The sequence below is a fragment of the Streptomyces sp. NPDC006516 genome (assembly GCF_040611875.1).
Lineage (GTDB): Bacteria > Actinomycetota > Actinomycetes > Streptomycetales > Streptomycetaceae > Streptomyces.
In genome coordinates this window covers 238,042-250,639 of sequence record NZ_JBEXPD010000011.1, presented here as the reverse complement: position 1 = coordinate 250,639, position 12,598 = coordinate 238,042, and the positions used below count along the sequence as shown (strand labels likewise).

At 71.0% G+C, this 12,598-nt stretch carries 13 protein-coding genes; 1 reads left to right on the top strand and 12 read right to left on the bottom strand.

Annotated features, from left to right (window positions below; genetic code table 11):
* Positions 1–17 precede the first annotated feature (17 nt).
* Positions 18–1,355 carry an MFS transporter gene (locus tag ABZY45_RS26690; protein ID WP_356743718.1) on the top strand — a complete coding sequence of 446 codons (1,338 nt, stop codon included), beginning with the start codon at positions 18–20 and terminating at the stop codon, positions 1,353–1,355.
* A gap of 332 nt (positions 1,356–1,687) precedes the next feature.
* Here the strand turns inward: ABZY45_RS26690 and ABZY45_RS26685 are convergent, their stop codons facing one another.
* The 12 genes from ABZY45_RS26685 to ABZY45_RS26630 all read right to left on the bottom strand — a co-directional run bounded on the left by ABZY45_RS26685 (position 1,688) and on the right by ABZY45_RS26630 (position 12,597).
* Positions 1,688–2,374, bottom strand: coding sequence for a DUF3618 domain-containing protein (locus ABZY45_RS26685; RefSeq protein ID WP_356743716.1), 687 nt, complete (start codon positions 2,372–2,374; stop codon positions 1,688–1,690).
* Positions 2,350–2,802, bottom strand: coding sequence for a phage holin family protein (locus ABZY45_RS26680; protein WP_356743713.1), 453 nt, complete (start codon positions 2,800–2,802; stop codon positions 2,350–2,352). The genes ABZY45_RS26685 and ABZY45_RS26680 overlap by 25 nt, the downstream gene beginning before the upstream one ends.
* 12 nt (positions 2,803–2,814) lie before the next feature.
* Positions 2,815–3,549: a hypothetical protein gene (locus ABZY45_RS26675; RefSeq protein WP_356743711.1), complete on the bottom strand. Its 735-nt coding sequence runs from the start codon at positions 3,547–3,549 to the stop codon at positions 2,815–2,817.
* Between the two features lie 422 nt (positions 3,550–3,971).
* On the bottom strand, positions 3,972–5,153 hold the full coding sequence (locus tag ABZY45_RS26670; protein ID WP_356743710.1) for an MFS transporter: 1,182 nt from the start codon (positions 5,151–5,153) through the stop codon (positions 3,972–3,974).
* Positions 5,154–5,155: 2 nt separating this feature from the next.
* Positions 5,156–6,349, bottom strand: a complete 1,194-nt coding sequence (locus ABZY45_RS26665; protein ID WP_356743708.1) for an argininosuccinate synthase — start codon at positions 6,347–6,349, stop codon at positions 5,156–5,158.
* Positions 6,346–7,761: an argininosuccinate lyase gene (argH, locus tag ABZY45_RS26660; RefSeq protein ID WP_356743706.1), complete on the bottom strand. Its 1,416-nt coding sequence runs from the start codon at positions 7,759–7,761 to the stop codon at positions 6,346–6,348. The genes ABZY45_RS26665 and argH overlap by 4 nt, the downstream gene beginning before the upstream one ends.
* Positions 7,762–7,763: 2 nt before the next feature.
* The gene (locus ABZY45_RS26655; protein ID WP_356743704.1) at positions 7,764–8,408 is read right to left on the bottom strand and encodes a GNAT family N-acetyltransferase; all 645 of its coding nucleotides are present in this window, start codon (positions 8,406–8,408) and stop codon (positions 7,764–7,766) included.
* A 125-nt stretch (positions 8,409–8,533) separates the two neighbouring features.
* Entirely contained in the window at positions 8,534–9,949 is a 1,416-nt protein-coding gene (locus ABZY45_RS26650) for an asparagine synthase-related protein (protein WP_356743702.1), read from the bottom strand.
* Between the two features lie 2 nt (positions 9,950–9,951).
* On the bottom strand, positions 9,952–10,731 hold the full coding sequence (locus ABZY45_RS26645) for an enoyl-CoA hydratase/isomerase family protein (RefSeq protein WP_356743700.1): 780 nt from the start codon (positions 10,729–10,731) through the stop codon (positions 9,952–9,954).
* Positions 10,732–10,853: 122 nt separating this feature from the next.
* Complete coding sequence (locus ABZY45_RS26640) at positions 10,854–11,180, bottom strand: rhodanese-like domain-containing protein (RefSeq protein ID WP_356743698.1); 327 nt, start codon at positions 11,178–11,180, stop codon at positions 10,854–10,856.
* Positions 11,177–11,689, bottom strand: coding sequence for a peroxiredoxin-like family protein (locus tag ABZY45_RS26635; RefSeq protein ID WP_356743696.1), 513 nt, complete (start codon positions 11,687–11,689; stop codon positions 11,177–11,179). Before ABZY45_RS26635 ends, ABZY45_RS26640 begins: the two co-directional genes overlap by 4 nt.
* Before the next feature lie 80 nt (positions 11,690–11,769).
* Entirely contained in the window at positions 11,770–12,597 is an 828-nt protein-coding gene (locus ABZY45_RS26630; RefSeq protein ID WP_356743695.1) for a TauD/TfdA family dioxygenase, read from the bottom strand.
* Between the last annotated feature and the right edge of the window lies 1 nt (position 12,598).

Below are 12,598 nucleotides of genomic sequence, written 5' to 3'. Positions count from 1 at the left end.
TCACCACCTGGACACCCATGAACATCACCGCACGCATTTCGCAGGCACCGATGAGCGGCTACCAATGGCTGATCGTCGCGCTCTGCACCTTCATGAACTGCCTCGACGGCTTCGACGTCATGGCGGTCGCCTTCACCGGGCCGTCGGTCACCGAGGAGTTCGGACTCAGCGGATCGGAGTTCGGGCTGCTGGTCTCCTTCGGCCTGATCGGAATGGCGATCGGCTCGATGCTGCTGGCGCCCTTCGCCGACCTCATCGGCCGTCGCCCTCTGATCCTGGTCAGTCTCGTCCTCGGCACGATCGGCATGTTCGGCGCGGCGACGGCGCCGTCGGTGACGGTGATGGGCCTTTTCCGCCTCGTCACCGGCATCGGTGTGGGCGGCATCCTGGCCAGCACCAACGTGATCGCCAGCGAGTTCTCCAACGCCAGGAACCGCGGTCTCGCCATCGGCATCTACACCGCCGGTTACGGGATCGGCGCCACCGCGGCAAGCCTGGTCGCGAAGACCGTGGTGGGCGGCGACTGGCGGATCGTCTTCTACGCCGGTGGCATCGGGACACTGCTCGCCCTGATCGTGATCGCCGTCGTCCTGCCCGAGTCGGTCGCCTTCCTGGAGCAGCGACGTCCGGGCGACGCGCTGGAGCGGATCAACCGGACCCTGGCCCGCATGCGTATGGAACCCGTCACCGGCGCCGACCTCGACCGGGCCGCCGCCACCGGGTCCGCTGCCGAGCGGGCCGGCTCGGGCTGGCTCAGGCAGCTGCTGACCCCGACGATCCTCCTCTGGCTCACGTTCATCACGATCATGTTCGGCTTCTACTTCGTCAACAGCTGGACGCCGACGCTGCTGGTCGAGGAGGGCCTGTCCGAGAGTGCGGCGGTGACCGCCGGAATGGCGATCTCGATCGGCGGTACGGTCGGCTCGGTGCTCTACGGCGTCGTGGCCCGGGTGCGCACGCCGCGGGTGGTGCTGATCGGGTTCTCCCTGCTCTCGGCCGCGATGATGATCGTCTTCATCGTGAGCACGTCGACCCTGTGGCTCGGGTTCGCCATCGGCGTCGTCGTCGGCGCGCTGATCAACGGCTGCATCGCCGGCGCCTACACCGTCGGTCCGCCGCTCTACCCCGCCAACGTACGCAGCGTCGGCATGGGCTGGGCTCTCGGAATGGGCCGCATCGGCGCCATCCTGTCCCCGACCGTCGCAGGCATGCTCAAGGACGCCGGCGCCTCCGCGACGCAGCTCTACATCGGCGCGGCCGTGGTCGTCGCCCTCTGCGCACTCTTCCTGGTGGCCCTACGCCGACACGACCCCGAGTCCCGGCCCGCAGCCGCCGAGGAGGCACTCGCCGCCTGACCTCCGCCGGTTCTCCGGCCGGACACACCGCTGCGTCTGCACACCGGACACCACGGTCGTGACCCGGCAGGCTCACCCGCAGGTCAGCGCCATCACCACCTCCGCGTGGTGCCGATCCCCGTCAGCTCAGGCCCTGCCCAGGCCTGCCTGGCGTGGACCGGCACCACGCTTCGTGGTCCTCGCCCTTCGCCCTTCGCCCCCGCCGAGCAGGGTGTCCCCGCTGTTGACGGAGTGAAGGCCTCGCGCGGAACGACCCTGCCGGCCGGTGGACCTGATGAGGGATCACGCCATTCCACCGGCCGCCCGCGGAGGGCCCGGGCCCTTCGGATGCCTCAGGCCTGTCCTCCGCCTGACCGGTCGCGGGCCTGCCGGGCAGCGTCCTGGCCCACCTCTCGCAGCCCCGAGGCCGCTTCCTCGCCTGAGGTCTGAGCCTGCTCCTTCGTGGCTTCGGCGGCCTGCTGCGCCGTGCTCTTCACCGACCCCACCGCATCCGCAGCCGGCTGGCGCATCCCCTCCTTGAGATCCTGCGCGACCTCCTGCGCGGTCTCCTTGGCGGGCTTGAGCAGTTCGTCGGAGTGCTCGCGCAGCCGGGAACCGATGCGCTCCTCGGCGTCCGAAGCCGGGAGCAGGGACGCGGCGAGCATGCCGGCGCCGAACGCGATGACCCCCGCGGCGAGAGGGCTGCCTTGCGCTTGCCTGCTCACCTGCCCCGGGGCCTCCTTCAGCGACTGGCCGACCTGATCAGCTGTGTGCCGGACGGTCTCCTGGGCCTGCCCGGCGGTGTCCCCCGCGCCCTGCGCGAGATCGTGCGCCTTCTGCCTGGCCGGTGAGTCCTGGGTGTGGTCGGCCGAGCCCATGACACGCTCCTTCAGTCCGGTCAGCCGGTGCTGCGCGGCGTCCGCCTTACGCCGGGCCACTTTTCTGGGCGCTGCCTTGTCCGCGAGGCGATCCACGTTGTGCGCCAGGCGCGCGCGGGTGTCCTCCACCTCGGTCTTCAGTTCGTCCGGGTCCGAGCCCATCGGGCATCCTCCTTCAGAGTTTCGGCGGTCCGCTCGGGCTTCACCTGCACTGCGCGCATGCGTTTACGGCCCATCACGAAGAGGACAGCGGCCACCACCGCCCAGAACCCGGTCACGATGAGCGCGGCCCAGGCCAGGTCGACCACGTGAGCCAAGCCGAAGATCGCGGCCAGGCTGCCCATCAGCAGCACCAGATGACCGACGTAGCCGGACCCGGCGAGCATCCCCGCCGCCTTGCCCGCTCGGGTCGCCTCCTGCTTGATCTCTGCCTTCGCCAGCTCGATCTCGCCACGGACGAGCTGGGTCAGGTCGTCACCGATCTCGCCGACCAGTTCCCCGATGGACGGGTCCGGCGAAGGGGCCCGGTGGGAGCCGGACAAACTGCCGTCCTGCGGGGCGGTGGCGTTCCGCGAAGTGGAAATGGCCACGATCGCACCCCCTTACAGCTGTCGCGGATCGGGGTTGGGATACGGGTCCCTCACGGGCAGCGGACCCGGCGGCGTGATCGCCCCGCCGTACGAGGGCGTGGTCCGCTCCTGCTCGGACGGGTTCGCGGGCCGCGTCACGTCAGGCATGTGATCGTCCGCGGCAGCGGAGGGCCAGGCATTTCCACCGGCTTCCACCGCTGGACGGCCGCTACGTTCGTCACCTGCGTAGGAGTTGGTGCCACCGCTCGCGGACTTCACACCTTTACCGAGACGGGCCGTCGCGAAACCGGCCAGGGCGGCACCGGCAAGAAAGACGCCGGGGCGACGGCGTGCGAAGTCCTGGAGGTCACTGACGAGTCCTCGCGGACCCCGGTCCTCCAGCTTCGTCGCCACATCGTGGCCGCGGTCAGCTATCTGCCGCACCGCCTTCGTCGCGGGCGAACTCTGCTCACCGCTCTCGCCCATGGTGCTCAACTCGTCGGCCAGCTGACGAACGCTCCGAGCCAGGCGCTGAGTCTGGGTCCGCGCCTGATCCTCGAGTTGATCCCGCAGCTCACCCCCCACCTCCCGGACCTGCGACGAAGTCTCGTCCGCCAGGTCTCCCGCACGCTCCTTGGCCGTGCCGGCCACATCGGTCGCCTTCTCGCTCACCAGCCCGATGCCCTCGCCGGTCTTCTCCTGCGCCGTCTGCTTCACGGCCGCGGCTGTGTCATCGTCCGGACTGGTCGCACCGCCGAAGTCGCTCAACGTTCCTCCTCGGTCGTCATGCGCGGGGAGTTCACTCCCCTGCCCGTATCGGGCTCACCACTTCCATCATGACAACCCACCCGAAATACGCCATACGGGCGCTCCCCATACGCAAAGGCGCAGGTCAGGAAGCGCGCTCTGCCGGTTCCCATCGGCACGCACGCCCGTCGAAAGGCTCTCCTCGCGTGAGCTCCGCCCTCCGGCGAGGGCTCCCGCTTCGGCACTCGGAGAGTGTTGCGTCTTACGGGCCCCCCAGGGCTGGCCGGGCGTGTGGAATGGCCCTTGGCCGCTTCGATGGACCGCACGAAGGACGCTGTGCGCAAGGCGATGAGCAGGGGCGGCTGAGTTCGCGGAGAACTCGCGCGACCGGCCCCCGCCATGTCACCGCCCGGTGGGCGGTGGCACGGCGGGTGCGGGGCCGGTCAGCGGCGGCGGGTGCGGGCCGCGAGCGCCGCGGCTGCGGTGACCAGGGCCAGGATCCACAGCAGCGCCAGCGACCAGGGCATGCCGTCCGCACCCCAGACGTCCATCGCCGCGCCCGCGTAGGGCGGCCCGACGACTCCGCCCACGCCCCAGACGACGGCGAAGGCGGTGTTGGCCATGAGCAGGTCCTCGCCGTCGAGATTGGCGCCGAGGATGCTCAGCACGAGCGCGTAGCCGGAGAAGGCGACGCCGCCCCACACCGCGACCACGAGCCAGAGCCAGGGGCCGGAGTCCATGACGGTGGGGAGGAGCAGCGCACCGCCCGCCCCCACGGTCAGCGAGAGCATCAGGGCCGCCCGGCCGCCGATGCGGTCGGCCAGCCAGCCCAGCGGGAACTGCAGGACCATCTGGCCGACCAGCAGCATCGTCAGGGCGAGTTCACCCTGACCGGAGCCGAGCCCCGAACGGTCCCCGTACAGCGGCAGGAACTGGAGGGTGACCGCGTCGAAGACGGACACGGCCAGGACCGCCACCAGCAGCACCGACAGCTGCCGTGCCAGCGCCACCACCGGTACCCGCCCGGAGGCGCGCATGGACGGCACGCGTCCGCGCTCCGTCCACAGCGGCCACAGGGCGAGCACGGGGCTGACGACCGCGAGGGTGAGGGCGAGCGGCTTGGAGTTGCCCGACACGCTCAGGACGGCGGGGCCGATGCAGAATCCCAGGGCGAGCACGGAGGTGTACGCGGTCAGCAGGCGTCCCCGGTGGGTCGCACCGGCGTTCTCGCTGATCCACGTCTCACTGAGGATGAACATCGCGACGGCGCAGCTGCCGAGCACACCGCGCAGCAGGAACCACAGGGCGAGGTTGTCGGTCACCGCGAACAGCGCCATGATCACGGACGTGCCCGCGGAGGCCGCTGTCATCAGCCGCCAGGCACCGAACCGTCTCACCAGTGCCGGGACGGCCACGGCGGTGAGCACCATGCCCAGCGGGGTCATCGCACCGTTGAGGCCGATCACCGTCCCTGAGACGCCGCGCTCCTCCAGCATGCGGGAGAGCAGCGGGTAGGTGATGCCGAGGGTCATACCGAAGACGCCGATGACGGCGATCGGCCCCACGGCGGTACGGAAGACGCCCGGTCCCCCGGGGCGTGTCGCGGTCGATGATGCTTCCAGCATGGTCAGCCGTTCACTTTGTTCCACACCCTGCCGGGCAGACTGAAGATGTCGATGAACCCCTCGGCGCTGCTCTGGTCGAAGGTGCAGTCGCTGCCGTAGGTGACCAGCTCGTGGCGGTACAGCGAGCGTTCTGCGGTGCGGGAGGCGACACTCACGCCGCCCTTGTAGAGCTTGAGGGTGATCTCCCCGGTGACGGTCGTCTGGGTGGCGCCGACGAACGCGTTCAGGGCCGCGAGCAGGGGGCCGTGCCACAGCCCGTCATAGACGGCCTTGCTGTAGACGGCCTCCAGCGGGCGCTTCTGGTTGAGCACGTCGGCGGGCAGCGTCAGGTTCTCGAGCTCCTGGTGGGCGCGGATGAGCAGGAGCAGGCCCGGGGCCTCGTACAGCTCGCGGGACTTCACGCCGACGACCCGGTTCTCGAGCATGTCGATCCGGCCGTAGCCGTGCGCTCCGGCGAGCGTGTTGAGCCGGGCCAGGAGGTCCAGGGGGGCGAGCTCATCGCCGTCGACGCTGACCGGGATGCCGGACCGGAAGCCCACGGTGACGTGGACGGGGACGTCGGGGGCGGCCTCGGGGTCGGTCGTCAGGCTCCAGACCTCCTCGGTGGGCTCCCAGGTCAGGTCCTCGATGAGACCGGCCTCGACGTTGCGGCCGAGGATGTTGAGGTCGATCGCCCAGGGCTTCTCCTTGGTGACGTGGGGCTCGATGCCGTACTTCTCCGAGTAGGCGATGGTCTCGGAGCGGCTGAACGACCATTCGCGGGCTGGGGCCATGATCTCCAGCGAGGAGTCCAGCAGGGCGACGGTCAGGTCGAGACGGACCTGGTCGTTGCCCTTGCCGGTGCATCCGTGGGCGACCGCGTCGCACGCGTAGGCGTGGGCGGTCTCCACGAGCAGTTCGCCGATCAGGGGCCGGCCGAGTGCGGAGGAGAGGGGGTACTGGCCGTCGTAGAGGGCGTTGGCCCGGACGGCGGGGAAGCCGAACTCGGTGACGAACCGCTCCTTGGCGTCGACGACGACGGACACGTCCGCGCCGGCGGCCAGTGCCTTCTGGCGGATCGGCTCCAGCTCGTCGCCCTGACCGAGGTCGGCCGCCATGGCGACGATGAAGTCGGCGCCCATCTCGTGGCGCAGGTAGGGGATGCAGGCGGTGGTGTCCACTCCGCCGGAGTACGCAAGGACTACGCGCTTGGTCATCGGTCTTCTCCTCGGTCGAGCGCGGCGTTGCGCCGGCGCAGTTCCACGGCTGCTTCACGGACGAGTGCGGGGGCGGTGCCCCCCGGGGAGTTGCGGCGTGCGACGGCGTGCTCGACGGTGAGCACCTCGGCGGGCAGGTCGGCGAACCGGGCGTCGAAGTCGGCGAGTTCGGCCGGGGCGGCGTCCTTCAGTTCCCTGTCCTGCACCCCCAGCCACTTGACGAGGCCCTTGACGACGCTGTGGGCCTCCCGGAAGGGCACGCCCCGCTCGGCGACGAGCCAGTCGGCGAGGTCGGTGGCGACGGTGTTGCCGAGCGCCGCGTCGAGGCGGGTCTTCTCGGGGAGGAAGGTGATGCCGCGGAGCATGGCGCCCGCGGCCCGCACGCTCAGTTCCAGGTGGTCGGCGGCGTCGAAGAGGGCTTCCTTGTCCTCCTGCATGTCGCGGCTGTAGGCGAGCGGCAGCCCCTTCATGACGGTGAGCAGGGCCATCAGGTCGCCGAAGATGCGGCCGGACTTGGCCCGCATCAGTTCGGGCAGATCGGGGTTGCGCTTCTGCGGCATGATCGACGAGCCGGCGCAGAGGTCCTCGGGGAGGGTGATGAACCCGAACTGGGGGGTGCTCCAGATCACCATCTCCTCGCCCAGCCGGGAGATGTGGACGGCGAGGGTGGCACCGGCCGACAGGAAGTCGAGGATGAAGTCGCGGTCGGAGACGGCGTCGAGGGAGTTGCGGGTCACTCCCCCGAAGCCGAGCTGCCGGGCGGTGTCGTAGGGGTCGATCGGGTAGCCGGTGCCCGCGAGGGCGGCGGCGCCGAGGGGGGACTCGTCGAGGCGGCGGCGCGCGGAGCGCAGCCGGTCGCGGTCGCGCAGGAACATCTCGCCGTAGGCGAGCAGGTGGTGGCCGATGGTCACCGGCTGGGCGCACTGGAGGTGGGTGAAGCCCGGCATGACGTCGGCGTGGTGTGCCTCGGCCCGCTCCGCGATGATCTCCAGTACCTGGGCCAGCAGGGCGTCGAGGCGGTCGATCGCCGCCCGGACCCACATCTTGGCGTCGACGGCGACCTGGTCGTTGCGGGAGCGTGCGGTGTGCAGGCGCCCGGCGACGGGTCCGACGAGATCCCGCAGGCGCGCCTCGATGTTCATGTGGACGTCCTCGAGGGCGGGGTCGAAGACGAAGTCCCCGGCCTCGATCTCCTCGCGGATGCGGCCCAGGCCGTGGACGATCTCCTTGGCCTCGGTCTCGGTCACGACCCCGCAGCGGGCGAGCATACGGGCGTGGGCGATCGAGCCGTCGATGTCCTGACGGGCGAGCCGGTGGTCGAAGCGTACGGAGGCGTTGACCTCCTCCAGCAGTGAGCTGCCGCCGGTGAGCCAGCCCTGCCAGATCTGGTCGTCGCGGTTGGTGTCGGTCATGGTCAACGGTTTCCTTCACTCGTCAGAGCGGCCACGCGGAATTCGAAGGAGCACCGGAAGGCCCGGCGCTTCCTGCGCATCTCGCGCAGCCGATAGGCGTTGGAGAGCCACTGGATCTTGTAGACGACCTTCAGGTGGAAGGCGCGCGCGAGGGATCCGCGCACGAAGTCGGCCTCGGATGCGGAGACGGCGAACCCGGCCTCGGCGCAGATCCGGCCCATCGTGTCGGAGGAGAAGAAGAGCAGGAGGTCGCGGTCCATGGCCCGCAGACTCCCCAGGGCCCCGTGGAGCATCCGGCGTCCCAGGCCTCTTCCCCGGTGCTCCTCCAGGACGAAGACGACCGCGATCTCGCTCCACCGGCCCAGCAGGTGGTGCACGAGCAGGGCGCCGGCGAGCCGGCCGGTCGCCTTGTCGACCAGGACGAAGGTGTCGCGCCCGCCGGTCCATTCGGCGGCGCTGTAACCCGTGATGGCGGACGAGCGGCGGATCTGCTCCATGACCTCGTCGGCCTCGGCGGTGCTGAGGGGCCGCCGCAGCACGTCGTACAAGTCCGCTGCCGGGGCCGCCGGTGGACGGGCGCGGGCGGTTGCCGCGTCGGGCGCCGGGGACGACGTAGTGACTCCCGGCGACGTGAACTGCTGACTCATCTGGTCCTTCTGTGGTGGGTGACGTGATGACCCGGTCACAACGCTGTGGTGGGCGGCGGGAGTGGGCGCGGGGTGGTACCGGTGCCCCGCGGGGATGCCGCCGCGGGACGCCGGAGCTCGGTGGGTCAGCGGCTCCGGACGCGTGCGACGGCGCGGTCGAGTACGGCCACGGGGTCGGCCGGCTCCAGCTCGCCCTGGCCCGCGAGGGAGACGAGTTCCGCGAAGACGGCCCGGTAGACGGCGCCCCGGTCGGTGATGCCGGTGTCACGCTCCAGCCGGCGGGCGACCCCGTCCTGGAGACCGCCGCCGTGGTGGACGGCGATCTTCTTCCGCCACGCGATCGGTTCGGACACCCGGCGCCCCATGGCGGTGCGCAGGTGAAACTTCTCGCGCCCTTCGCGCACCTTGCACTCCGGTGCGGTCTCCAGTGCGACGCGCATCACCGGCCACGACCAGAACGGGTGGTGGACGACCGTGCCGTAGGCGAGCGGCATCCGGTTGGACAGCTCGTTGCTGCGCCGGGTGCGGTCGACGGCGCCGAGGACCTGGTCGATCAGCTCCTCACGCGCTTCGAAGGGGCGGTAGAGGCCGGCGTTGATCAGGTCGCTGCCGTATCCGGTGAGCAGGACGCGCCGGGCCGGGACGGCGCCGAGGCGCTGCACGGCCGTCGCGGTCAGGGCCACCTCCACGACCTCGGGGTCGGTGACGCCGAGCCAGCGGACGGCCTCGGGGACGGAGGCGACGATGTCGTCCTCGGTGAGGTGTACGGCTTCGAGCCCGATGCCCAGCTCCCCGCAGAGTTCCGCGGCGTCGGCGAGCTCGTCGCCCCACGGCGTGGCGACGCTGTACGGCGTGACGTCGAGTCCCGCGGTGGCGGCCAGGTGGGTCACGGTGCCGGAGTCGATGCCTCCGGACAGCAGGGTCGCGTAGCCCGTGCCCGCAGGCCCGAGCGCGTCGATCCGGGCTATCTCCGCTGCCAGGGCGTCGAGTTGTGCCTCGCCGGCGGCGGCCGGGTCGTTGCGGTGGGGGCTGTGGAAGCCGCCCAGGGGGTCGGGCTCGTCGGCGGTCTCGGTGAGCCAGTGGCCCCGCCGGTACCGGGTGCGGACGACGGTGCCGTGCCGGAGGCGTACGACTCCGGCGAGCGGAGTGGCGTGGTCGGGGCCGGGCAGGTCGGCGGGGGTGACGGGCAGGCCCAGCGCGGGCAGGACCAGCGGGGCGACCATCAGGTCCGTGAAGTAGGCGAAGCGGCCCCTGATCCGGTCCGCCGCGTAGTAGACCGGGTTCTCGTTGAGCGGGGACGTGCGCGCGGTGACGGCGTCGGGGGCCACGTGCAGGGTGCACGGCGCGGCGGCCGGAGTGTCGGCGGCGAGGAGTTCCTGGGTCGCCACGTCGAAGAGGAACGGTGCTTCGGAGGGCAGTTGCGCCGAGGCGGGTCCACGGTGGTAGACGTGGAGGCCGCCGAGGTCGGCGTGCGCGGCGAGGCCGGCGAGGGCGGGGACGGGGGTGTCGGTGACGACGCACCACTTGCTGACGGGGAACATGCTCAGGCCTTTCCGATGATGCGGCGCATGCGCTGCTGTGCCTCGCCTGCCGAGAAGGCGGTGCGGTGGGACCGCTTGCCTTCCTCGCGGACGCGCCGCAGGCCCTGTACGTAGGGCCCGTTGACGCGTGCCCGGGTGGACTGGACGGCGGCCGCGGTGTATCCGGCGATGCGGTGGCCGTGTTCGAGGGCGCGCTCCAGCAGCAGGCCGGGTTCGACGACCTCGTGCAGCAGTCCGTCGGCGAGCGCACGGTCGGCGGGCCATGGGCCGCAGGTGTAGAGCATGTTCTGCATCACGCTCCGGCCGACCACCGTCTCCAGCATGTAGCCGCCGAAGTTGCAGGCGATGCCCACCTTGAACTCGGGCATGACGAGGGTGGAGGCGCTGCTGCCGATCCGTACGTCGCAGCAGAGGGCGATCTGCAACCCCACTCCGATGGCGAAGCCGTCGATCGCGGCGACCACGGGCTTCGAGATGCCGGCGAGGGTGCTGTACAGGTCGGTGATGTCGTCGATCCAGGCGTCGACCTCGTCGCCACCGGAGAATTCCGACACCTCGTGGAAGTCGCCGCCCGCGCCGAAGGAGCGCCCCGCTCCGCCGTAGAGGACGACGGAACGCACCTCGTCGTTCATGTCCAGGTCCAGCACCAGCTGGGTCAGTTCGCGCATGCGGGCGCGGCTGAAAGGGTTCTGCTCGTGCGCCTGCGAGAACTCCACCAGGGCGACCGCGCCCGGCAGCACCTCGCACTGCATGCTCGTGTTGGCGGTATCGGTGCTCGTCACGTGATCCTCCGTGGGCAGGGGAATGGGTGGGGTGGGCGGCGCACGGGGCGGGTGCGCGGCCGGTGGGTAACGGGCTGTTCTGCGGTGCCCGGCGCCGTCGGATCCGGGGCGCCGAAGCAGGCCTACGGCGGCCCGGGGTCGATGTCGTGCACCCAGGCGTTGACGCCGCCCTCCAGGTGGACGGCGTCGGTGTGCCCGGCCGCTCGGACGGCCGCGAGCACCGCGAGGGTCCGCACCCCGCTGCGGCAGTAGAAGACGGGGCGGTGGCCGGGCCGCAGGGAGGGCAGCGCGGAGCCGTCCAGCCAGGCGGGCATGGGCACGAGCCGCGCGCCGGGAATGCGGACGGTCTCCCACTCGTGGGGTTCGCGCACGTCGACGAGGTCGACCGGGGCGCCCGCGTCCAGCAGCGCTTTCAGCTCACGCGGGGTGAGCGCCCCGGGGGTGGTCACAGTTCGCCCCGTGCCGGGTAGTCGTTCTCGTTGATCCAGCGGATGGTGTCGACGACCTCGTCGAGGTGCGGTCGCAGGAACGGCATGCTGGTCTGCACGGCCGCGTACAGCGTCGTGTCGGGGCGGACCAGGAACAGGCCGGGCTCGCTGAACTCGTTGGGCTGCCCCTCCTTGATCGCCTTGGAGACGGGCAGGTCCCAGGCGCGCATCGCGTCCCGGCCCAGGTCGTAGCCGATCGGTACGCGGGTGATGCCCCACTCCTCCACGGCGCGTTCGGCCCGGTCCCGGTCGTCGCCGCTCACCGCGAGGACGGAGGTCACCCCGAGTTCGGCGAGCTTGTCGGCGTGGGTGTCGAGTTCGGTGATGTGGGCCCGGCACATGGGGCAGTGGACACCCCGGTAGAAGACCACCAGGCTGAAGGTCGACGGCCGCTGGTCGGCGAGGACCCAGCGCCCGCCGGTGGTGAGGGGGACGTCGAGTTCGGGGGCGGGGCGGCGGGTCTTGAGCATGCGGGTCTCCTGTCGGGAGGCGGTGCGGGCTGGGGGCGGCGGGTGGCCGGGGCGGTGTCTGTCCGGGTGACGGACGGAGGTCAGGCCGCGGGGGCCGACAGGGTGAGCTGGCCACGGAACAGGACGCGGATGCCGCCGTCGCTGATGGCGGTGCGGCCGTGGAGGGTGCGCTGGTTGTCGATGACCAGGAGGTCGCCCACCTGCCACCGGTGGGTGTAGGCGTAGCGCTCGCCGCGCAGGAAGGTGTCGAGTTCGGTGAAGAACGCGTCGGAGGCACTGCGCTCCATGCCCTTGACCCGTACGTCCCACGAACGCGGTTCGGCGTCCGGGGCGAAGGCGGTGGCGAGGTTCAGGGACTTCACCCGGCCGTAGTCGCGGGTGGTGGGGATGGTGTACCAGTCCTCGGGGACGGTCGGGAAGTAGCCGCGTTCGGTGACGAGATACTCGATCTCGTGCTCGTCGAGGACCCGGCGCAGGTGCGCCGGCATCTCGTCCCCGGCGGTCAGCTGGTCGCTCACGTACGTCTCGCCGGAGCCGGGGACGTCGGAGAACTCGGCCGCGTACAGGATGATCAGGTCCACCCGCTCCCCCACCAGGAGGCCGTCGGTGTGCAGGGGCAGCGCCCCGCGTCCGGTGACCACCTTGTCCTTGTCGCGGGAGGCGTTGAGCTTGAGAAGGTCGGCCTGTCCCTCGCCGAACTTGTGGTCGACGGTGTCGCCGAGCGAGCGTACGAGGAGACGGAAGCCGTCCTCGTCCAGACGTACGCCGCGCATCAGCGCGCATCCGGTCTCCAGGGCGGCCCGGCGGGCCGACAGGGCGAGGTCCTCGACGGAGTCCTGCGGGTCGCAGGGGAGCAGCGAGCCCATCCCGGACGGGGTGAGCTGCCGGCGTGCGGTCTGTTCGGACATG

What these genes read in the sequence shown, in the direction of transcription:
- ABZY45_RS26690 (WP_356743718.1), top strand. Translation starts at nt 18, where the DNA reads ATGAACATCACCGCACGCATTTCGCAGGCACCGATGAGCGGCTACCAA.
- ABZY45_RS26685 (WP_356743716.1), bottom strand. Translation starts at nt 2,374, where the DNA reads ATGGGCTCGGACCCGGACGAACTGAAGACCGAGGTGGAGGACACCCGC.
- ABZY45_RS26670 (WP_356743710.1), bottom strand. Translation starts at nt 5,153, where the DNA reads ATGCTGGAAGCATCATCGACCGCGACACGCCCCGGGGGACCGGGCGTC.
- ABZY45_RS26665 (WP_356743708.1), bottom strand. Translation starts at nt 6,349, where the DNA reads ATGACCAAGCGCGTAGTCCTTGCGTACTCCGGCGGAGTGGACACCACC.
- argH (WP_356743706.1), bottom strand. Translation starts at nt 7,761, where the DNA reads ATGACCGACACCAACCGCGACGACCAGATCTGGCAGGGCTGGCTCACC.
- ABZY45_RS26655 (WP_356743704.1), bottom strand. Translation starts at nt 8,408, where the DNA reads ATGAGTCAGCAGTTCACGTCGCCGGGAGTCACTACGTCGTCCCCGGCG.
- ABZY45_RS26650 (WP_356743702.1), bottom strand. Translation starts at nt 9,949, where the DNA reads ATGTTCCCCGTCAGCAAGTGGTGCGTCGTCACCGACACCCCCGTCCCC.
- ABZY45_RS26635 (WP_356743696.1), bottom strand. Translation starts at nt 11,689, where the DNA reads ATGCTCAAGACCCGCCGCCCCGCCCCCGAACTCGACGTCCCCCTCACC.
- ABZY45_RS26630 (WP_356743695.1), bottom strand. Translation starts at nt 12,597, where the DNA reads ATGTCCGAACAGACCGCACGCCGGCAGCTCACCCCGTCCGGGATGGGC.